Genomic DNA, 19,329 nt, shown 5'->3' on the forward strand with positions numbered 1-19,329 from the left:
CCGCGTGATGCTCTTGTGTTTGTCGCAATTTCTTCGTCAAATCGGCTCAGTTCGAGTCAGTGGGCATGCCGCTGGATATGCGGGTGTGGGCCACGAGGAAAGCTGACGGGAGCACGTGTGTGATGGCGTCGCGCGACGACATCATGATTGAGATTACGCCGCAGGTCCTTCTCAAGGCCTACAGTTGCGGCATCTTTCCTATGGCGGAAAGCGCGGACGATCCGGCGCTCTATTGGATCGAGCCGCAGCATCGCGGCATTCTCCCGCTGGAAGCGGCGCATGTTCCGAAGCGTCTTGCGCGCACGGTGCGCAGCGCTCATTTTCGCGTCGCGATCGATACGGACTACGAGGGGGTTATCGAGGGCTGCGCGGCGGAGCGTGCGGGCCGACGCTCCACCTGGATCAATACGCGCATCCGCAGCCTCTATCTCGATCTTTTCCGTCTCGGGCACTGCCATACGGTCGAGGTCTGGAATGAGGACCGGCTTGTCGGGGGACTCTACGGCGTGGCTCTTGGTGGCGTTTTCTTCGGAGAGAGCATGTTCTCCTATGAGCGCGATGCCTCGAAGGTGGCGCTCGTGCACTTGATCGGGCGTCTTATCGCCGGGGGTTTCACGCTGCTCGATACCCAGTTCGTCACCGATCACTTGCGGCAGTTCGGGACCATCGAAATCGATCGTGATGATTTCCATCGCTATCTCGACGGGGCGCTGAAGCAGACGGCCGACTTCATGCGGCTGCCGTTCGACGCGACCGGGTCCGATATTCTCGACATCATAGAAAAAGCGCGAGGTGGGGCTCGATGAGCGCGTCTCATCGAGATCCGCCCGGAAACGCGGAATGACCACGAAAATCAGTAAAGCCCCTGGCGAAGCGGCCGGGACAAAGCGCCATCCCCTCGAACGGGCTGGACGTCTGGATCTCATTCGGACCGACGGTCCGTCGGACTATGCGCTTCTCGACAGCGGGGGCGGGCGTAAGCTCGAACGGTTCGGCGCGGTGATTGTCGACCGGCCGGAACCGCAAGCGCTGTGGAGCCGCCAGCGTGGCGACGAGTTCTGGCGTCGCGCGCATGCCGTCTTTTCCGCGTCGGGCGACGACGAGGAGAAAGGAAAGTGGCGACTCGACAAGAAGGTGCCGGAAAGCTGGCCCGTCAAAGTCGGAGAGGTCGTGCTGACGTGCCGTCTGCAGGGGCTTTGGCATCTGGGTCTGTTTCCCGAGCAGACGCCGCACTGGGACTGGATGCTGGGCGAGATCGGCAAGGTCAGCGGTGAGCGTCCGCGGGTTCTCAATCTCTTTGCCTACACCGGGGCGGCCTCCCTACTCGCGGCGCGGGCGGGGGCCGAGGTCACGCACGTGGATGCGTCCAAGAAGGCCATCCAGTGGGCAAAGGACAATCAAGGCGAGTCAGGGCTCGCGGATGCGCCGATCCGCTGGATTCTCGATGACGCGGCCAAATTCGTCGCGCGCGAGGTGCGGCGGGGCAAGACATACCATGTGATCCTAATCGATCCGCCGAAGTTCGGACGCGGTCCCGAAGGCGAGGTGTGGGATCTCTTTCAGGGGCTGCCGCCTCTTCTGAAAAACGCGGCTCAGCTTCTGGCGCCGGATCGGGCGGCCATGATCCTCACCGTGTACGCCATTCGCGCTTCCGCGCTTGCGTTCGAGCAGCTTGCCGCCGACGTTCTCGCCGAGCGCGGCGGACAGCTCTCGGCCGGCGAGCTTGCGCTGTCAGCAGAAGGTGGCGGGGCGGCCGTTCCCACATCGCTCTTCGTTCGGTGGACGTCATGACCACTGCGGGGCCGCGCGTCATCACAAGCCTTACCAATGACCGGATCAAAGCGATCCGTGCGCTCGACATGCGCAAGGAACGTAAGGAAACCGGGTTGTTCGTCGCGGAGGGGACGTCGATCCTCGTCACGGCGCGGGATGCCGGGTTCGAGCCGACGAGCCTTGTCTATCAGGCCGGCGCTGCCGGAAGCCCGCTGTCGCGTTCGCTGGTTGGGTGGGCGCTCAACGCCGGAGCGGATGTGCTCGAGGTGTCCGAGGTCGTGCTTTCTAAGCTTTCCTCCAAGGACAATCCGCAGGCGATGCTCGGGGTGTTCCGGCAGCGTTGGATCGACTTGCCGGAGCACGTGGGGAATGACGATTGCTGGCTCGCACTCGAGGAGGTGCGCGATCCGGGCAATCTCGGAACGATTATCCGCACGGTCGATGCCGTCGGCGCCAAGGGCATCATCCTGGTCGGCAATTCGTGCGATCCCTATTCGCGCGAAGCCGTGCGGGCGACGATGGGTTCGGTTTTCGCCGTGCCGATGGTGCGGGCGTCGCGCGAAGCGTTTCTTCAGTGGCGCTCGAAATGGCGCGGAGACGTCGTGGGCACTCACCTCGACGCTCAAGAGGATTTCAGACGCGCGGCCTATAAGGGGCCGGCGCTGCTCGTGATGGGAAGCGAAGGGCCTGGTTTGTCCGATAGCCTGACCCGGGCCTGTTCGCGGCTCGTCAAGATCCCGATGGCTGGCAAACTCGACAGCTTGAACCTTGCCGTCGCGACGGCGCTCACCCTTTACCAGATCCGCGGCGGAGCCCTGAAAATCTAGCGCTAGATGCAACGGCCGCCGTCGACCTCGATGGCGACGCCGGTGATGAAGCTCGACGCCGGATCGGCGAGGAAGACCGCCGCGTTTGCGATGTCCGTCGGCTTGGACATGCGGCCCAGCGGAATGCCGGCTATGAATTTTGCGCGGTTTTCGGCGGTGTCCGGTACGCCCATGAACTCTTCCAGGAGCGCCGTCTCGCCAATGACCGGGTTGATGGCGTTGACCCGGATGTTGCGCGGCGCGAGCTCGGCGGCCATGGATTTGGTCAACGTGATCACTGCACCTTTGGAGCCGTTGTACCAAGTGAGGCCGGGGCGAGGCCGCACGCCCGCCGTCGAGGCCGTGTTGATGATCGAGCCGCCGCCACGCTTTTCCAGCTCCGGAACGGCCGCGAGCGTTGTCAGGTAGATCGACTTTACGTTGACGGCGTAGATGCGGTCAAACTCGTCCTCCGAGACCGTCATGAGGGACTGGTTCTTGTGCGTGGTGCCGGCGTTGTTGACGATGATGTCGAGGCCGCCGTGCGCGTTCACAGCCGCGCGGATCATGGCGTCAACATCCGCTTTGCGGGATACGTCGGCGGCGATCGGAATGGCGCCCGAGCCGATCGCGGATGCGACGGCTGCGGCGCGCTTCTCGTCGATGTCCGCGACGATGAGCTTCGCGCCTTCCTCGGCGAAGGCTTCGGCGATCCCGCGGCCAAAGCCGGAGCCGGCCCCTGTCACGATGGCGACCTTCGCTGCGAGTCTCATCGTGGGCTCACCTTTTACACGCCATCGATGGGAGGCGCGGCTGCGCGTGCGGCTTCGATGCGATACGGACTGGCCAGGTATGTGCCCAGCAGCCGGACTTCGCTCGAGAAGAAGGACAACTCTTCCAGAGCCAACTGCACCGGGCGCTGGGCCGGATGGCCCTCGATGTCGGCGTGGAACATGGTGGCATTGAACGTGCCCTCGAGCTGATAGCTCTCGAGCTTCGTCATGTTCACGCCGTTGGTCGCGAAGCCGCCGAGTGCCTTGTAGAGTGCGGCCGGCACGTTGCGGACACGGAAGAGGAACGTGGTGATGACGGGCCCATCTTCCGGCTCTGCGTCGTCGGGATCCTTCGCGAGCACGATGAAGCGCGTCGTGTTGTGGTTTTCGTCCTCGACGTCCGAGCGCAGGATTTCCAATCCGTAGATGTCGGCGGCAAGTCGTGAGGCGATGGCAGCGAACGCGGGATCACCCTGCTCTGCGACGAGGCGGGCCGAACCGGCCGTGTCGGCTTCCGGCACGGGCGTGAGACCCAGCGAGCGAAGCGTTTTGCGGCACTGGCCGAGCGCCTGCGTATGGCTCATCACCTTCTTTACGGTTTCGAGCGTCGCGCCTTTCACCGACATGAGCTGATGGCGGACGCGGAGGAAGTGCTCACCGATGATGTACAGGTTCGCATCCGGCAGCAGGTGATGGATGTCGGCGACGCGACCGGCGACCGAGTTCTCGATCGGGATCATCGCGTAGAGCACCTCGCCCGATTTCACTGCCGCAAGGGCGTCTTCGAAGGTCGGGTACGCCAGCGCCTCGAAATCCGGATAGGCCTCCGTGCAGGCCAGGTGGGAGTTCGCGCCGGGCTCTCCTTGATAGGCGATCCGCGCGACAGGCGATGGTGTGGACATTGCGATGAAGGGCTCACTGAGTGGGTGGGAAGGGTCGAAAGTCTTGCGCGGCCGGGTTGGAAGACATCCGGGCTGGGTATCGACGGGTTACAACATCATGTCCGGCGCGCCTGTCTGACGAGCTGCCGCGCTCGCTCGAGATCGGCCGGAGTATCGACACCGAGAGGAACAGTGTCAACGACGGCAACGTCTATCCGCATCCCGTCCTCGAGCGCCCGGAGCTGCTCCAGGCGCTCACGGGTTTCGAGGTAAGACGGATCGAGCGACACGAAGCGTTCGAGAGCCGTCCGCCGATACGCGTATAGCCCGATGTGATGGTAAAGGGGGCCGTCGCCATGCGGAGCCGTGGCGCGGGTGAAATAGAGCGCGCGAAGCCGGTTCCTTTGCTGTAGCGGCGTGCCGATCACTTTCACGACGTTCGGGTTGGTCCGTTCATGCGGCTCGGTGATCTCTGCGGCGAGCGTGGCGATGTCCGGTCCTTTGATTGCGAGCACAGAGGCGCATTCGCGGATCAGGGCCGGGTCGATGGTCGGGAGATCCCCCTGCACGTTGATGACGATGTCCACCTCGGCATCGGGATCGATACGATTGAGCGCTTCGAAAATTCGGTCTGAGCCCGAGGCATGATCGGAGCGGGTCATCAGGGCCTCACCACCGGCGGCACGGACGGCGCTGCAGATTTCGTCGGCATCGGCGGCCACCACCACCCGGCCCATCTCGGCGGCATGGGCCTGACGCCACACGCGCACGATCATCGGCTCGCCTTCGATGTCCGCCAATGGCTTGTCCGGCAACCTGGTGGACGCCATGCGGGCGGGAATGATGATGAGGGCTCGCGTCATTCTGGGTCTCAATTCGTCGTTGGTTGTATTCTGACGGTCGCCTACCTGGCGCCGCCACGCATCGCCCGCGTATTGCTGGCCCTCAGACATTTGGCCCCATGGAAGGCGGATCTCGATGACGTATGGTGGGTACGATTCCGACCGGCGGCATCGGGGTGGCGCGGTTTGGCCATTGGGCGCGTCGGCCTCGTGCGACTGCATGAGCTGTAGACTGGCGTGGCGCGGGGTTGCAAGGGATGGCAAGCGTCTTGTAGATGCGTGCAGAGTGAATTTGAGACCTTTTTCCCCTGTGATTGGGCTGGATGCAGGTCTGCTCTCAACTCGAAACGTTAAGTTCATGATTTGTCGTTAACTATCACGGCCAGGCCTCAAATCGGCAGATGACCGTGGGCTGCAGGGTAATGAGATGATGGATTCCTTTGAACTGACCAAGATCGCCGGTGGTGTCCTGACGGCGCTGCTTCTCATTTTCGTGCCTAAGACTTTCATCGATCTCGCCCGGCACGGCTCTCACCACATCGAAGGCGGCTTCACGCTGCCGGCACCGACGGAAGCCGCGGCTCCTGCCGAGGGTGGGTCTGCTCAGGCCGCAGCTTTTGATCCTGCGAAGGTGGTTGCGGCTATCGCGACCGCAAAGCCTGAGAACGCTTCCGGAACTTTCAAGAAGTGCCTTGGCTGCCATTCGGCTGAAAAGGGCGCGGCCAGCAAGGCCGGACCGAACCTGTGGGGTGTTCTCGGGCGTCCGCACGGCTCTTTCCCCGGTTTCGGCTACTCGGAAGCCATGAAGGCCAAGGGCGGAGACTGGACCTACAGCGACCTTGCCGCATTCCTGCACAAGCCGAAGCAGTTCCTTCCGGGTACGAAGATGATCTTCAACGGCGTTTCCGATCCCCAGGAGCTCGCGGATTTGCTCGCCTACCTGCGGACCCTTTCCGATAGCCCACAGCCGCTGCCCCAGTAGCAGGCAACCGCGCGACCCACTTTTACAACAACGCCCTCCGGATCCCCTCCGGGGGGCGTTGTGCTTTGACGGCGAGCGCTCGGTTTGCGGGACTCAATGGCCTCATCTTTTCTGTAGGTATTTCGGACGCTTCGTCGAATTTTTGCTCGACCTCTTTCTGCGTCTGTGTTGCCGATCTTTAATCCGAATTCGTCCGAAGGCGTGCTAGGAACTGGGCTTTCGTGGGTTTCGTCCATTTTCCTGCGGCGAGACCTTCTGCTCAGCTCCCAGTGTCTTCGAGCTGTATTGGGCGGGCCACAAAAACTGCACGGGACGATGGTGACGATGGCAGCGGAATTCATGGTTCAACGACGCGCAACTTCCCTTCTCTCCGTGTTGAGCGTTCTGGCTTTAGCCGCCCTATTTTCTCCCGCTGCATTTGCCCAAGACGCCGCTGCTCCGGCGCCCGCCGAAAATGCGACCTCCGTTGCTCCGGCTGCTGCCGCTGCACCCGATGCCGGCGAGCCCGTACGTCACCACGCGCTCTCATTGATCGGCGAGCCCAAGTACGGACCCGACTTCAAGCATTTCGACTGGGTCAATCCCGATGCGCCCAAAGGCGGCGTGGTGCGCTTTGCGACCGAAGGGACGTTCGACTCGCTCAATCCGTTTTCGATCAAGGGCGTGTCGGCCAGCGGCATCGGCATGATCTATGACTCGCTGATGGCCGGAAGTCCGGACGAGGAGTCTACCGAATACGGGCTCGTCGCCGAATGGGTGTCGTTCCCGCCGGACTTCGCGTGGGCGAAGTTCGGATTGCGACCTGAGGCGCGTTTCCACGACGGAGAACCCATCAAGCCCGAGGACGTGATCTTCAGCCTCGAAGCGCTGAAAAAAGCGCATCCGATGTATGCCCGCTACTACAAGAACGTCGTCAAGGCGGAGAAGACCGGCGATCACGAGGTGACGTTCACGTTCGACATCACCGGCAACCGCGAGCTGCCGCAGATCCTCGGTCAGCTCACGATCCTTCCGAAGCATTTCTGGGATGCCAAGGGCAAGAACGGTGAGCCGCGCGATATCACCAAGAGCACGCTGGAAGTCCCGCTCGGTTCTGGATCGTATAAGATCAAGGAGTTCGACACCGGCAATCGCATCGTGCTCGAGCGGGTGAAGGACTACTGGGCGAAGGATCTACCGGTGGTCAAAGGCCAGTGGAACTTCGACGAGTTGCGCTTCCAGTATTTCCGCGACCGGACCGCGGCCTTCGAGGACTTCAAGGCCGGCCGTGCCGACATGTGGCGCGAGAGCACGGCGAGCGCGTGGGCGACGCAATTCGCATTTCCGGGCGTCCAAAAGGGTTGGGTGAAGAAGGAAGCGATCCCGACCAAGGGCGTGGCGCGGATGCAGGGCTTCGCCTTCAATACGCGCCGCGAGAAATTGAAGGATCCTCGCGTACGGGAAGCTTTCAACTACGCATTCGATTTCGAGGATCTCAATAAGAGCGTTCTATTCGGCCAGTATACGCGCGTCGGCAGTTATTTCGACAACTCGGAGCTTGCCGCGAAGGGATTGCCGGAAGGGCGCGAGCTCGAGATCCTGAAGGAGTTCGAAAAGGATCTTCCGCCGGAGGTGTTCACCAAGGAATGGAAGAACCCGGTTTACGCGTCGCGCGAGGATGCGCGCAAGAATCTCGCCGAAGCTATGCGGCTCTTCAAGGAAGCCGGCTGGGAAGTACGCCAGGAAGTAGTCGAAGACCCGGATTGCGGTGTGTTTTGCAAGATGGGACGTGCCGTCGGTCTTGGCTCAGCGAAGACGCAGACTGTGATGCGCAATGCAAAAGGTGAGCCCTTCACGGTGGAGTTCCTGCTCGGCTCGGAATCCTTTACGCGCCATGTCGCGCACTACATCTCGGACCTGCAGAAGATAGGCGTGCAGGCGTCGATCCGCGTCGTCGATCCGGCGCAGTACGAGCAGCGCGAGACGAACTTCGACTTCGACATCGTCGTCGACAGCTTCCCGCAGTCGATGTCGCCCGGCAATGAGCAGCGCGACTTCTGGGGCTCGGCCGCAGCCGATCAGCCTGGTAGCCGCAACACGATCGGCATCAAGAGCCCGGTGATCGATGCGATCATCGAGAAGCTCGTGGTGGCGAAGGATCGCGCGGAGGTCGTTGCTACGACCCGCGCACTCGATCGCGTACTTCAGTGGGGCCATTACGTGGTGCCGCAGTGGTACAACCCCTACGAGTGGCTCGCGACGTGGGATATGTTCGGCCGACCGGAAAAACTTCCGTCCCTGACGAGTGCGTTCACCCAGATCTGGTGGGTTGATCCAGCCAAGCAGCAGGCGCTCGCGGCGAATAGGAAGTGAGGGGATAGTGGCAAGCCAGTTTTTCGGAGGACGGATGGGACGTTTCGGTCGCGCGAGTTTCGGTGCCGGCATCCTGACCGCCCTGACGCTCGCGGCTGGTTTCGCGTCGCCTCTCACCGCCGAGCCTCGGCACGGACTGTCGATTTTCGGCGATCTCAAGTACCCGGCTGACTTCAAGCACTTCGATTACGTGAACCCCGATGCGCCCAAGGGCGGCAAAGCTTCGCAGATCGGCAGCGCGGGTGTCACGACATTCGACAGCTTCAACTCCTTCATTCTGAAGGGTGATGCAGCGCAGGGCATGGAGCTCGTGTTCGACACGTTGATGGCTCGTGCACTCGATGAGCCGGATGCCGTGTACGGGCTTGTGGCGGAAACCGCCGATGTCGCACCGGACGGGATGTCCGTCACCTTCAAGCTGAGGCCGGAAGCGAAGTTCGCCGATGGCTCGCCCGTTACGGCCGAAGATGTCGTCTTCTCGTTTGAGACGATCAAGGCGAAGGGTCACCCGGCGCTGTCGATCCCGATCCGCGACGTGAAGTCGGCTGAGGCGCTCGATCCGCATACCGTGCGCTACGCGTTCGAAGGCACGCTGATCCGCGATCTGCCGCTGACGGTCGCCACGCTGCCTGTCCTGTCGAAGGCTTACTACACAGCGCGTGAATTCGATAAGACCACGCTCGAACCGCCGCTCGGCTCGGGGCCGTACAAGGTCGGTCCGTTCAAGGCTGGGACTTTCGTGACCTATCTGCGCCGCGACGACTACTGGGGCAAGGATCTGCCGGTCAATCGCGGAATCAACAACTTCGACGAGGTTCGCTACGAGTACTATCGCGACCGGTCGCTCGAGCTTGAAGGGCTGCTCGCGGGCAACTTCGATTTTCGCGAGGAGTTCACCTCCAAGGACTGGGCGACAGGCTACGACCGGCAGCCGGTAAAGGACGGCCGGATCAAGTTGCTGACGATCCCCGATGAGCGTCCGTCGGGCGCGCAGGGTTTCTTCATCAACATGCGCCGGGACAAGTTCAAGGACATCCGGGTACGCCAGGCGCTGGGGCTCGCGTTCGATTTCGAGTGGAGCAACAAGAATCTGTTCTTCGGGCTCTACACGCGTACCGCGAGCTACTTCGAGAATTCGGATCTCAAGGCGGTCGGCAAGCCGTCGCCCGAAGAGCTGGCGCTGCTTGAGCCGTACCGCGATAAGCTGCCGGCGGCGGTGTTCGGCGAAGCGGTCTCACCGCCCGTCACGGATGGCAGCGGCAACAATCGCCTTCAGCTGCGCGAAGCGGCAAAACTTCTCGCGGAGGCAGGTTGGGCCCAGACGCCGCAGGGCGTTCGCAATGCTGCGGGCCAGCCGCTCTCGATCGAAATCCTGATCGATTCCCCGAGCTTCGAGCGCATCGTTGCTCCGTACATCAAGATTCTCAAATCGATCGGTATCGACGCGTCGATGCGCATGGTCGATGACGCGCAGTACCAGCGACGGCTCAAGGATTTCGACTTCGACCTTACGACGCAGCGCTATGCGCTGCGGCTCACGCCGGGTGTGGAGTTGACGAATTTCTGGGGCTCAAAGGCGGCTGCGACAGTCGGCAGCTTCAATCTCGCTGGCATCGCCGATCCGGTTCTCGATGAGCTTATCGACAAGATCGTGAAGGCAAAATCGCGCGCCGAGCTGGTGACGGCGACGCGCGCCGCCGACCGCGTCCTTCGGGCAGGCTACTATTGGGTGCCCCAGTGGTACAAAGGGGCGCACAATCTGGCCTTCTGGGACAAGTTCGCGTGGCCGCAAGTGAAACCCAAGTATGAACGCGGGGCGTTGGAAACCTGGTGGGTGGACAGCGAGAAGGCCAAAGCGCTGGGACGGTAGCGTTTCGACAGCGCACGGCAAAGGATCGACGCAAAGCGCGACGCGCGCATGAGGACATGACCGACGATGGGCGCCTATCTCCTTAAGCGAACGCTCCTCATCATTCCGACGATGATCGGCATCATGCTGATTAGCTTCGTCATCGTGCAGTTCGCGCCGGGCGGGCCCGTCGAGCAGATGATCGCGAAGCTGACAGGCAGCGATACCTCGATCTCCGATCGCCTCGGCGGCGGCGGGCGCGACACGATGGGCGGCGGAAACCAATCGCAGATCGGGCAAGGCGCCGGAGACAGCGTGACGTCGAAATATCGCGGCGCGCAGGGGCTCGATCCAGAATTCATCAAGAGCCTCGAAAAGCAGTTCGGCTTCGACAAACCTGCGCACGAGCGCTTTCTACTCATGATGAAGAGCTACCTGATGTTCGATTTCGGGAAGAGCTACTTCCGCGATGTCTCGGTAATTGAGCTCATCAAGGAAAAGATGCCCGTCTCGATTTCGCTCGGGCTCTGGATGACGCTGATCACGTACTTCATCTCGATCCCGCTCGGGATACGCAAGGCAGTACACGACGGCGAGAAGTTCGATACCTGGACGAGCACTGTGCTTGTCATCGGCTATGCGGTGCCGGGCTTTCTGATCGCGGTTCTGCTCCTGATCGTGTTCGCAGGCTCTTCGTTCTTCCAGTGGTTCCCGTCGCGCGGTTTGACGTCGGACAACTGGGATCAGCTCTCCACGTTCGGCAAGATCGTCGACTACTTCTGGCATCTGACGCTGCCGATTATCGCCATGTCGTTGGGCGCGTTCACGACCATGGCGTTCCTGACCAAGAACAGCTTCCTGGACGAGATCCGCAAGCAGTACGTCATCACGGCCCGATCCAAAGGGCTGGGTGAGCGAGAGGTGCTCTACGGGCACATCTTCCGTAACGCGATGCTGCTGATCATCGCCGGGTTTCCCGGAGCGTTCATCGGTGCGTTCTTCTCAGGCGCGCTCCTGATCGAGACCGTGTTCTCGCTGGATGGGCTGGGTCTGCTCGGCTTCGAGTCCGCGATCAAGCGCGATTATGCCGTCGTGTTCGCCACGCTCTACATCTTCGCGTTGATGGGGCTCGTTGTGAACGTCGTCACCGATTTTATCTATACGCTGGTCGATCCGCGCATCGACTTCGAAAGCCGGGAGGTTTGAGCCGTGGACGCGCGACGCGAAGAGGACGTCGAGCAGAAGGTGTCGCCGGATCTCGTGCGGCCGCCGCTCTACACGCGCATGCTGCCGAGTTTACAGCTGTCGCCGATCAACCAGCGGCGTTGGGCGAACTTCAAGGCGAACCGGCGCGGCTATTGGAGCCTCGTTATCTTTCTCGCGCTTTTCATCGTAACGCTGTTCGCAGAGGTGATTGCCAACGATCGTCCGCTGATGGTGCGTTACAAGGGTGAGACGCTGTTTCCGGTTCTGGTCGATTACCCGGAGTCGAAATTCGGGGGCTTCCTGGCCGTCACCGACTATCGCGACCCGGTGATCATCGATGAGATCGAGGCCAACGGCTGGATGATCTGGCCGCCGATCCGCTACTCATACGACACCATCAACAAGGACTACCCCAACCGCGTCGATGCGGATGGGCGATGCTACATCGAACGCGACGGCGTCAAGCAGCAGGGGGGGCTCGGCTATCCGGCGCCGCCGCAATGGGCCGCGCGTGCCAAGCTCTGCGACGCGCCGCCGGATCAGATGAAACGCTACACGGCTATCGGCAATTGGAACTGGCTCGGGCTCGACAACCAAGGTCGCGACGTGCTGGCACGCGTGATCTATGGGTTCCGGATCTCGGTCATGTTCGGCCTGATCCTTACCATTCTCTCGAGCGCGATCGGAATCGCCGCGGGGGCCGTGCAAGGTTACTACGGCGGCTGGATTGATCTCTTCATGCAGCGGTTCCTCGAGATCTGGGGCAACATCCCCACGCTCTACGTGCTGATCATCATTGCAGCGGTCCTGGTGCCGGGGTTCTGGACGCTTCTATTCGTCCTGCTCGCCTTCCAATGGACATCACTCGTCGGCGTCGTGCGTGCGGAATTCCTAAGGGCGCGCAATTTCGAATACGTGCGTGCCGCCAGGGCGCTCGGGCTGTCCGATGCCACCATCATGCGGAAGCATCTGCTGCCGAACGCGACGGTTGCCACGTTGACGTTCATGCCGTTCACGCTTTCCGGGTCGATCACAACGCTGACGTCGCTCGACTTCCTCGGTCTCGGCTTACCGCCCGGCTCGCCATCGCTCGGCGAGCTGCTGTTGCAGGGCAAGGGCGATCTTGGAGCGCCTTGGCTCGGCATGAGCGCGTTTTTCTCGATCGCGATCATGCTGTCGCTTCTGATCTTCGTCTTCGAAGGGGTGCGCGACGCGCTTGATCCCCGCAAAACCTTTGCGTGAGGAGTGCGGGCATGTCCAAGGAAGTGCTGATCAACGTCAAGAACCTGTCGGTGGCCTTCCGCTCGGGCGGGGTGACGACCACGGCCGTCAAAGGCGTATCGTTCAAGATCAACAAGGGCGAGACGGTTGCGCTGGTGGGCGAGTCCGGTAGCGGCAAGTCCGTGTCGGCGCTCTCTATCCTGCGCTTGCTCCCCTATCCCGCTGCTTCCCACCCTTCGGGTGAGATCTTTTTTGAAGGGAAAGACCTGCTGAAGGCTTTCCCCGAGGAGATGAAGCGCATTCGCGGCGACAAGATCTCGATCATCTTCCAAGAGCCGATGACCTCGCTTAATCCCCTGCATACCATCGAGAAGCAAGTCGGCGAGATTCTCGCGCTGCATCGGGGGCTCAGCGGAGCGGCTGCGCGGGCGCGCGTACTCGAGCTTTTGACCAAGGTCGGTATTCCGGAGCCTGAGAAGCGGCTCGGCGCTTTTCCTCATCAGCTTTCGGGCGGGCAGCGACAGCGCGTCATGATCGCGATGGCGCTTGCCAACGAACCGGATCTCTTGATCGCCGACGAGCCGACAACGGCGCTCGACGTCACAATTCAGGCGCAGATCCTCGAGCTGTTGCGCAATCTGCAGCGAGAGATGGGGATGGCCATGCTGCTGATCACGCACGATCTCGGCATCGTGCGCCGTATGGCCGAGCGTGTGTACGTGATGCAGAACGGCCTGATCGTCGAAGAGCAGCCGACGGAAGCCCTGTTCGCCTCTCCACAGCACCCCTACACGCGGCATCTGCTCGCTGCGGAGCCCAAGGGCCAGCCGCCGCGCTTCAACGCCTCAGCGCCAGTGGTCGCCGAAACGGACGATCTCAAGGTGTGGTTCCCGATCAAGCGAGGCTTCCTGCAGCGAACCGTTGATCACGTGAAGGCGGTCGATGGACTATCGGTCAAAATCCGGGCCGGGCAGACAGTCGGCGTTGTCGGCGAGTCCGGGTCGGGGAAGACCACGCTGGGTCTCGCGCTCCTGCGGCTCATCTCATCGCAGGGGCCCATTGTCTACATGGGCAAGCGGATTGACGGGCTGTCGTCGAAGGACATGCGGCCGCTGCGGCGCGAAATGCAGGTGGTGTTCCAGGATCCCTACGGATCGCTTTCGCCGCGGCTTTCGATCTTCGAGATCATCGAGGAAGGTCTGTTGATCCAGAAGCCGGAGTGGACGTCCGCGCAGCGGCGCGAGCAAGCAACGCGCGCGCTCAAGGAAGTGGGCCTCGACGCGACGGCGCTCGACCGCTATCCGCACGAGTTCTCCGGCGGGCAGCGCCAGCGCATCGCGATCGCGCGGGCCATGGCGCTGGAGCCCAAGTTCATCGTGCTGGATGAGCCGACCAGTGCGCTCGATATGAGCGTGCAGGCGCAGATCGTGGATCTCCTGAGGGAGCTTCAGGCCAAGCGCGACCTTGCCTATGTTTTCATCAGCCATGACCTCAAGGTCGTGCGCGCGCTCTGCAACTACGTGATCGTCATGCGGAACGGAAAGGCCGTCGAGGAAGGGCCGGCGGATGAGATTTTCGCGACGCCTAAAGCTGACTACACGAAAGCCTTGCTGGCGGCGGCTTTCGATATCAAGGTGGCGCACCGGGCTGAAATCGCCGGATAAAACCGGCGCCGTCACGGTTTCGCTCCACTCCTCCGGGTACGGTTCGTTGTGCCACACTTGAGAGGTGCCTGCTTTTGGGACATCCTGCATTCATCTCCGTCGATATCCGGATCCGCGCATGACCATGACGCCAGATGGCTATCGGCCGCCTTCGGTCGAGGCTACGATCGAGCAAATCCGGTATTGGGTGCCGACGATTACGGATGTTGCGCGCGTCTACGAAGGGAAAGACGACGAAGGCTGGCTGTTGTCGATCGAGCCGCATATCGACGCCGCGTGTCCCGTTGCGATTTCGCTCAAAGACGGCGGCCGGTTCGACATCTCGATTGCCGGCGAGCACTACGATGATCGCATCCTCGAGGACCTCGATCGGATCGTATTGCTGTTGGAGCGGATCACGGACGGCAAGGTGATCCAACGCCGATGGGTCAGCACCGCGACGGGAGCGTATCGCGGCATGGAAACGATTGTAACGCTCGGTCCTGGAATGATTTGGCGTGATGGGTTGGAGCCGGATGGCGGCGCCGAACATCGCGACCGCCATTTCCTACCGTACCGGCGCAAGCTGTAGATCGCTGTTTCACGCCGTTGCCGAAAGCTTGCCCAAGCGCCGGATGGCCGCGATAGGCGTTCCCTGCTTTAAAATGCGTTCCACGGCTTCGGGCAGGGTTTCGACGGCGACGGCCATGTGATGGGCGTTCGCGTGAACGAGCATCACGCCGTCGGACATGATGCCGACGTGGCCCTTCCAGAAGATCAGATCTCCACGCTGCAGGCCTTCCAGGTCGTCCGGAACAGCGATGGATTCGCCCAGCTCGGCCATCTGCATATCGGTATCGCGCGGCGCCGAGATGCCGGCTGCCTCGAGCGCCATCTGAACGAGGCCGGAGCAGTCGATGCCAATGCGGGTGCGGCCGCCCCACAGATAGGGCGATCCAATCAGACGCTCGGCGACGTCGACGAAGTCGCGCTCGAAGCGGTCCCGCTCGGCGAGGTGGCGTGTGATGACGAAACCATTGGTTTCGAGGCGGCAGAACCGCTCGCCCCATTCGGTGACGCGCACCGTGGAATTGAGGGGCAAATGCATGACGGGAGGCGATTTGATATCGGCGGCGGGATAGATAAACGTGCCGAGAGCCTTCACGCGGTGGGTCGGAGGCATCACGTCGCCGCTCAGGGCAGCGGCAGGGAGATATCCGACGTAGCGATCCTTCTGAAGCTGCACCCAGGCCCAGCCTTCGGCCTCGTCATAGACCTTCAGGAGTTCGCCATAGAGCGCTTCAGTTTCGAGACCCATATTCGGTGACGGCTCGCGGCGGAGAGGCACAGCCGGCCTCACCACCTGGCGTACCGTTCCGGCTGCGTAACGCGGCGAAGTGATCTGACCGCGCAATGAGAGCGCCGCCAGGTCCGGACGAAAGGCATGGCGGCGGGGGTCGAGCTGCGGTGCGGGCTCGGCAGGAGAGACCGCGTTGCCCGCGGCGGGCTGCTTCACTTCGGTCATGCCGAAAGCTCTTTGGTCAGAAGCGAGAACAGCGCGCGCGCGGTTTGCGGTTCGCCTCCCTTCGGTCCCAGTGGGCGGGCGGCCGGGCGCCAGCCGTAGAGATCGAAATGGGCGAAGCGGCGCGCATTGCGAACAAACCGCTTCAGGAACAGCGCGGCCGTGATAGCGCCTGCGAACGGCGCATCATAGACGTTGTTCATGTCGGCGACATCGCTGTCAAGGTGACGGTCGTAGCCGGGCCAGAAGGGCAGGCGCCAGACTGGATCGCCAACCGCTTCCGCTTCTGCGGACAGGGCGGCTGCGAACGCGTTGTCGTCACAGAAGAACGCCGGAAGGTCCGGTCCTAGCGCCACGCGAGCTGCGCCGGTCAGCGTCGCGAACACCAGCATGGTGTCGGGCGCCTCTTCGTCAGCGAGAGACAATGCGTCGGCGAGCACGAGACGGCCTTCGGCATCCGTGTTGCCGATCTCAACGGTCTTTCCGGCGCGGCTCAGGAGGATGTCACCGGGGCGGAACGCGTCGCCCGAGATGCTGTTTTCGGCCGCTGCGATCAGGAGCCTGAGGCGCACGTCGAGACCGCTCGCCATGATCATTTCGGCGAGCGTCAACGCGGCTGCCGCGCCGCCCATGTCCTTCTTCATAAGGAGCATGGCGGAAGCGGGCTTGATATCGAGGCCGCCGGTGTCGAACGTAATGCCCTTGCCGACGAGTGTGACCCTCGGAGCGTCGCTGCGGCCGCCGCTCTTCTGCCATTTCACATCGATCAAGCGGGGAGCGCGCGGGCTGGCGCGGCCCACGGCGTGGATCATGCGGAAGCCTTTTGTGAGCAGGTTTTCGCCGACGGTCGTTTCGATCGTTGCGCCGAAGCGATTGGCGAGATCCGTGGCCGTGGCTTCGAGCTCCTCGGGGCCGAGGTCAGAGGCCGGCATGTTGATCAAGTCGCGGCCGCTCCAGACGGCAGCGACCTGATTGCAGATGGACTCGTAGTCGAGACCGGCAGGAATCTTGAGACGCGGTGGTGTTTCGCCAGCATTGCTTTTGTAGCGGCGAAAACGGTAGGCGCCGAGGCCCCAGGCCACGGCAGAGAGGGTCGCGTGTCCCGTCTCCTGCGCAAGGTGGTAGAGGCCCGCCGGTAAGCTCGCGGCGAGTTGTCCGACCAGCAACTCGGATGGGCCCGAAGGATCGCCCGCGCGACCGTTCCCTTGACCGAGTGCGACGCCGGCCAGTGCTCCCTGAGGTCCAGGGAAAATTGCCTGCTTTTTCGGGGCGCTCGTAAAGCGGGCGCCTTCCAGCCAACGCTTGGCGGTCTCGTCGAGGGCGCCTATACGCGACACCGGTTCCGTATCTGACACCAGCCAGATCGGGGTGCTCGGGCCTGCCGTATCGTGAGGAGCCAGGACATCGGACGGGGAGATCGTGCTCGCCGCAGTGTTTTTTTCTGTCATGCGTGGATTCTTTGGGTCTCGCGAAGAATGGCCGCTTGGACGGGCCTCCGATGATCGGGCATTATCCTAAGTCGGTAGGGAAACACAATCTCAAGAGGACAGCTCAGGATGGCGACGGAGGGCTATAGACTTGTCATCGGCAACAAGAACACATCGAGCTGGAGCCTGAGGCCGTGGCTTGCCCTGAAGCAGGCCGGCATCGATTTCACGGAAATCCGGATCAATCTGCGCGCGCCTGACAAAAAGGAGCAGATCAGGGCTCATTCGCCTGCCGGCAGGGTGCCGGTACTCTGGGCGGACGACCTGATGGTCTGGGATAGCCTCGCCATTCTCGAGTATCTCGCCGACCGACATCCTGACAAGGCACTGTGGCCGTCGGATGTCCGGGCGCGCGCTATTGCGCGGTCCGCTGCCGCAGAGATGCATTCGGGATTTCAAGCCTTGCGCGAGCATTGCCCCATGAACTTCCTCGCGCGCGATCCGAAGGCCGACCATATCGACCCGGTGCAGGTCAACATTCGCCGCATCGTCGAGTTGTGGAAGGATTGCCGTCAGCGGTTCGGCGCAGACGGGCCGTTTCTCTTCTCCGGCTTCAGCATCGCCGATGCCATGTATGCGCCGGTCGCGTCGCGCTTCAGGACCTATATCGAGAACCTGGGCGCATTTGGCGACGATGGTACGTGTGCGGCCTATATCGAGACGCTCTTTGCGTTGCCGGCCATGAAGGAGTGGGCGGACGGGGCCCGGCAAGAGACTGCCTCAGGTTAACGTCCACTTATTCTCGGGTTAAGGCTTTATTGACCGCTGTATCGGAAAGTGACGGAAACCCCTGGATGCCACTCGGCGTCCTCCGTCCGACGATCAGTGGAGAACTTCATGGCCGACGTCGACGCGCAGCTTGCGATGCCGAAGCCGGTTCGCTGCGTGGGCGTGCTCGCCGCAATCGCTTCAAGCCTCTTGCTCGGAGCCTGTGCTCAGATGAGCGGTGAGGAGAGCGGCGGTCTGTTCGCGGCTCTGACGCCGGAGACGAGCGATTCCCAGCAGCAGCCTGTCAAGCCGTCCGACCCGCGCGAGGCAGCGGAGTACTGGGGCAAACAGTATTCGAAGAATCCGCGCGATCTCGAAGCGGCGCTTTCTTATGCGCAGAATCTGAAGGTGCTTGGCCAGAAGCGCGAGGCGCTCGCGGTTCTGCAGCAGGCATCGCTGATTCATGGAACGAACAAGGAGCTTGCCGCAGAATACGGCCGCCTTGCCCTGGATCTCGATCAGATCAGCGTTGCCAAGAAATTGCTTGAGATCGCCGACGATCCGACCAATCCGAATTGGCGGGTGGTGATGGCGCGTGGCACCGCGCTGGCCAAGGAAGGCAGCTATCGGGAGGCGATTGGCTTCTTCGAGCGGGCGCAGGCACTTAATCCGGGTCACCCCTCGGTTCTGAACAATCTTGCTCTCGCCTATACGATGAGCGGCGAAGCCGATCGGGGTGAGCAACTCTTGCGCCAGGCGTCCACATCGGGCGGCGACAACATGAAGGTTCGTCAGAACCTCGCCCTCGTGCTGGGTCTCCAGGGCAAATACGAAGAAGCGACGAAGCTGGCTTCCGTCGACTTGCCGCCGGCTGATGCCCAGGCCAACACCGCGCTGCTCAAGAAAATGGTGAAGCTCGACGCCAAGGCCTCTCCGCCGGCGTCGGGTCCCATGGAGGCGCCGCAAGAGCTCGCGGCGCCAGCGGTTGCAACAGTGAAGGCTTCTCCCGGACCGGCGCCGACCGTGCGCACGGTAGCCCGTGCCGCTTCTGCGCCTTCACTGCGCTCCAGCACAATGGAGACGGGGTTCGGCGACACGCCGCCTGACGCGCGTTCTGCCGGATTGTTTACCGCCGAATAGGCAAACGGGCTTTTCGCTTTCCGGATTCGTGCGTCGTTTCTCAACGCACGACGAGTGCGATCGTCGACTGCGGAGTGTCGTGCTGACTAGGGCTCCGCGAACGCGCGGGCTTTCCGCGCATGAGGTCGCTGCGTCAATCGACGG

The 19,329-nt window shown here is 62.2% G+C and carries 17 protein-coding genes; 12 read left to right on the forward strand and 5 right to left on the reverse strand.

From position 1 onward, the window contains the following. The first annotated feature begins 122 nt into the window (after nt 1–122). From aat to VHO05_RS11600, 3 genes are read left to right on the forward strand one after another with little or no spacing between them, the layout of a single operon-like run. Nucleotides 123–806, forward strand: a complete 684-nt coding sequence (gene aat, locus VHO05_RS11590) for a leucyl/phenylalanyl-tRNA--protein transferase (RefSeq protein ID WP_329646737.1) — start codon at nt 123–125, stop codon at nt 804–806. A 34-nt stretch (nt 807–840) separates the two neighbouring features. Then, complete coding sequence (locus VHO05_RS11595; RefSeq protein ID WP_329646738.1) at nt 841–1,791, forward strand: class I SAM-dependent methyltransferase; 951 nt, start codon at nt 841–843, stop codon at nt 1,789–1,791. After that, nucleotides 1,788–2,600: an RNA methyltransferase gene (locus tag VHO05_RS11600; RefSeq protein WP_329646739.1), complete on the forward strand. Its 813-nt coding sequence runs from the start codon at nt 1,788–1,790 to the stop codon at nt 2,598–2,600. Before VHO05_RS11595 ends, VHO05_RS11600 begins: the two co-directional genes overlap by 4 nt. 2 nt (nt 2,601–2,602) lie before the next feature. On the opposite strand, the gene VHO05_RS11605 is transcribed toward VHO05_RS11600, so the two are convergent. From VHO05_RS11605 to VHO05_RS11615, 3 genes are all read right to left on the reverse strand, one after another. Beyond that, nucleotides 2,603–3,352 carry a glucose 1-dehydrogenase gene (locus VHO05_RS11605; RefSeq protein ID WP_329646740.1) on the reverse strand — a complete coding sequence of 250 codons (750 nt, stop codon included), beginning with the start codon at nt 3,350–3,352 and terminating at the stop codon, nt 2,603–2,605. Between the two features lie 14 nt (nt 3,353–3,366). Next, nucleotides 3,367–4,254, reverse strand: coding sequence for a prephenate dehydratase (locus VHO05_RS11610; protein ID WP_329646741.1), 888 nt, complete (start codon nt 4,252–4,254; stop codon nt 3,367–3,369). Nucleotides 4,255–4,349: 95 nt separating this feature from the next. After that, nucleotides 4,350–5,096 carry a 3-deoxy-manno-octulosonate cytidylyltransferase gene (locus tag VHO05_RS11615; RefSeq protein WP_329646742.1) on the reverse strand — a complete coding sequence of 249 codons (747 nt, stop codon included), beginning with the start codon at nt 5,094–5,096 and terminating at the stop codon, nt 4,350–4,352. A gap of 406 nt (nt 5,097–5,502) precedes the next feature. On the opposite strand from VHO05_RS11615, the gene VHO05_RS11620 reads away from it, so the two are divergent. The 7 genes from VHO05_RS11620 (at nt 5,503) to VHO05_RS11650 (ending at nt 14,920) form a co-directional block, all read left to right on the forward strand. Then, complete coding sequence (locus VHO05_RS11620; RefSeq protein ID WP_329646743.1) at nt 5,503–6,057, forward strand: cytochrome c family protein; 555 nt, start codon at nt 5,503–5,505, stop codon at nt 6,055–6,057. 324 nt (nt 6,058–6,381) lie between these two features. Next, nucleotides 6,382–8,409: an extracellular solute-binding protein gene (locus VHO05_RS11625; protein WP_329646744.1), complete on the forward strand. Its 2,028-nt coding sequence runs from the start codon at nt 6,382–6,384 to the stop codon at nt 8,407–8,409. 34 nt (nt 8,410–8,443) lie between these two features. Continuing rightward, the gene (locus VHO05_RS11630) at nt 8,444–10,279 is read left to right on the forward strand and encodes an extracellular solute-binding protein (protein ID WP_329646745.1); all 1,836 of its coding nucleotides are present in this window, start codon (nt 8,444–8,446) and stop codon (nt 10,277–10,279) included. 66 nt (nt 10,280–10,345) lie between these two features. Further along, nucleotides 10,346–11,464: a microcin C ABC transporter permease YejB gene (locus VHO05_RS11635; protein WP_329646746.1), complete on the forward strand. Its 1,119-nt coding sequence runs from the start codon at nt 10,346–10,348 to the stop codon at nt 11,462–11,464. A gap of 78 nt (nt 11,465–11,542) precedes the next feature. Next, the gene (locus VHO05_RS11640) at nt 11,543–12,706 is read left to right on the forward strand and encodes an ABC transporter permease (RefSeq protein ID WP_329647514.1); all 1,164 of its coding nucleotides are present in this window, start codon (nt 11,543–11,545) and stop codon (nt 12,704–12,706) included. A gap of 11 nt (nt 12,707–12,717) precedes the next feature. After that, nucleotides 12,718–14,349, forward strand: coding sequence for an ABC transporter ATP-binding protein (locus VHO05_RS11645; RefSeq protein WP_329646747.1), 1,632 nt, complete (start codon nt 12,718–12,720; stop codon nt 14,347–14,349). A gap of 118 nt (nt 14,350–14,467) precedes the next feature. After that, nucleotides 14,468–14,920, forward strand: coding sequence for a hypothetical protein (locus tag VHO05_RS11650; protein ID WP_329646748.1), 453 nt, complete (start codon nt 14,468–14,470; stop codon nt 14,918–14,920). A gap of 9 nt (nt 14,921–14,929) precedes the next feature. On the opposite strand, the gene VHO05_RS11655 is transcribed toward VHO05_RS11650, so the two are convergent. Together VHO05_RS11655 and VHO05_RS11660 are read right to left on the reverse strand one after the other, a co-directional pair. Continuing rightward, entirely contained in the window at nt 14,930–15,853 is a 924-nt protein-coding gene (locus tag VHO05_RS11655) for a C40 family peptidase (RefSeq protein WP_329646749.1), read from the reverse strand. Then, the gene (locus tag VHO05_RS11660) at nt 15,850–17,298 is read right to left on the reverse strand and encodes a leucyl aminopeptidase family protein (protein WP_329646750.1); all 1,449 of its coding nucleotides are present in this window, start codon (nt 17,296–17,298) and stop codon (nt 15,850–15,852) included. The genes VHO05_RS11655 and VHO05_RS11660 overlap by 4 nt, the downstream gene beginning before the upstream one ends. Nucleotides 17,299–17,406: 108 nt before the next feature. On the opposite strand from VHO05_RS11660, the gene VHO05_RS11665 reads away from it, so the two are divergent. After that, on the forward strand, nt 17,407–18,066 hold the full coding sequence (locus VHO05_RS11665; RefSeq protein WP_329646751.1) for a glutathione S-transferase family protein: 660 nt from the start codon (nt 17,407–17,409) through the stop codon (nt 18,064–18,066). A gap of 108 nt (nt 18,067–18,174) precedes the next feature. Beyond that, nucleotides 18,175–19,185 (forward strand): tetratricopeptide repeat protein, encoded by a 1,011-nt coding sequence (locus VHO05_RS11670; RefSeq protein ID WP_329646752.1) that lies wholly within the window; start codon nt 18,175–18,177, stop codon nt 19,183–19,185. Nucleotides 19,186–19,329 lie beyond the last annotated feature (144 nt).

The organism is Hyphomicrobium sp., assembly GCF_036262015.1.
Taxonomy (GTDB): domain Bacteria; phylum Pseudomonadota; class Alphaproteobacteria; order Rhizobiales; family Hyphomicrobiaceae; genus Hyphomicrobium_C.

Coding starts and splice junctions, on each gene's coding strand:
- aat (WP_329646737.1), top strand. CDS start 123: ATGGCGTCGCGCGACGACATCATGATTGAGATTACGCCGCAGGTCCTT.
- VHO05_RS11595 (WP_329646738.1), top strand. CDS start 841: ATGACCACGAAAATCAGTAAAGCCCCTGGCGAAGCGGCCGGGACAAAG.
- VHO05_RS11600 (WP_329646739.1), top strand. CDS start 1,788: ATGACCACTGCGGGGCCGCGCGTCATCACAAGCCTTACCAATGACCGG.
- VHO05_RS11605 (WP_329646740.1), bottom strand. CDS start 3,352: ATGAGACTCGCAGCGAAGGTCGCCATCGTGACAGGGGCCGGCTCCGGC.
- VHO05_RS11610 (WP_329646741.1), bottom strand. CDS start 4,254: ATGTCCACACCATCGCCTGTCGCGCGGATCGCCTATCAAGGAGAGCCC.
- VHO05_RS11615 (WP_329646742.1), bottom strand. CDS start 5,096: ATGACGCGAGCCCTCATCATCATTCCCGCCCGCATGGCGTCCACCAGG.
- VHO05_RS11620 (WP_329646743.1), top strand. CDS start 5,503: ATGATGGATTCCTTTGAACTGACCAAGATCGCCGGTGGTGTCCTGACG.
- VHO05_RS11625 (WP_329646744.1), top strand. CDS start 6,382: ATGGCAGCGGAATTCATGGTTCAACGACGCGCAACTTCCCTTCTCTCC.
- VHO05_RS11630 (WP_329646745.1), top strand. CDS start 8,444: ATGGGACGTTTCGGTCGCGCGAGTTTCGGTGCCGGCATCCTGACCGCC.
- VHO05_RS11635 (WP_329646746.1), top strand. CDS start 10,346: ATGGGCGCCTATCTCCTTAAGCGAACGCTCCTCATCATTCCGACGATG.
- VHO05_RS11640 (WP_329647514.1), top strand. CDS start 11,543: ATGCTGCCGAGTTTACAGCTGTCGCCGATCAACCAGCGGCGTTGGGCG.
- VHO05_RS11645 (WP_329646747.1), top strand. CDS start 12,718: ATGTCCAAGGAAGTGCTGATCAACGTCAAGAACCTGTCGGTGGCCTTC.
- VHO05_RS11650 (WP_329646748.1), top strand. CDS start 14,468: ATGACCATGACGCCAGATGGCTATCGGCCGCCTTCGGTCGAGGCTACG.
- VHO05_RS11655 (WP_329646749.1), bottom strand. CDS start 15,853: ATGACCGAAGTGAAGCAGCCCGCCGCGGGCAACGCGGTCTCTCCTGCC.
- VHO05_RS11660 (WP_329646750.1), bottom strand. CDS start 17,298: ATGACAGAAAAAAACACTGCGGCGAGCACGATCTCCCCGTCCGATGTC.
- VHO05_RS11665 (WP_329646751.1), top strand. CDS start 17,407: ATGGCGACGGAGGGCTATAGACTTGTCATCGGCAACAAGAACACATCG.
- VHO05_RS11670 (WP_329646752.1), top strand. CDS start 18,175: ATGGCCGACGTCGACGCGCAGCTTGCGATGCCGAAGCCGGTTCGCTGC.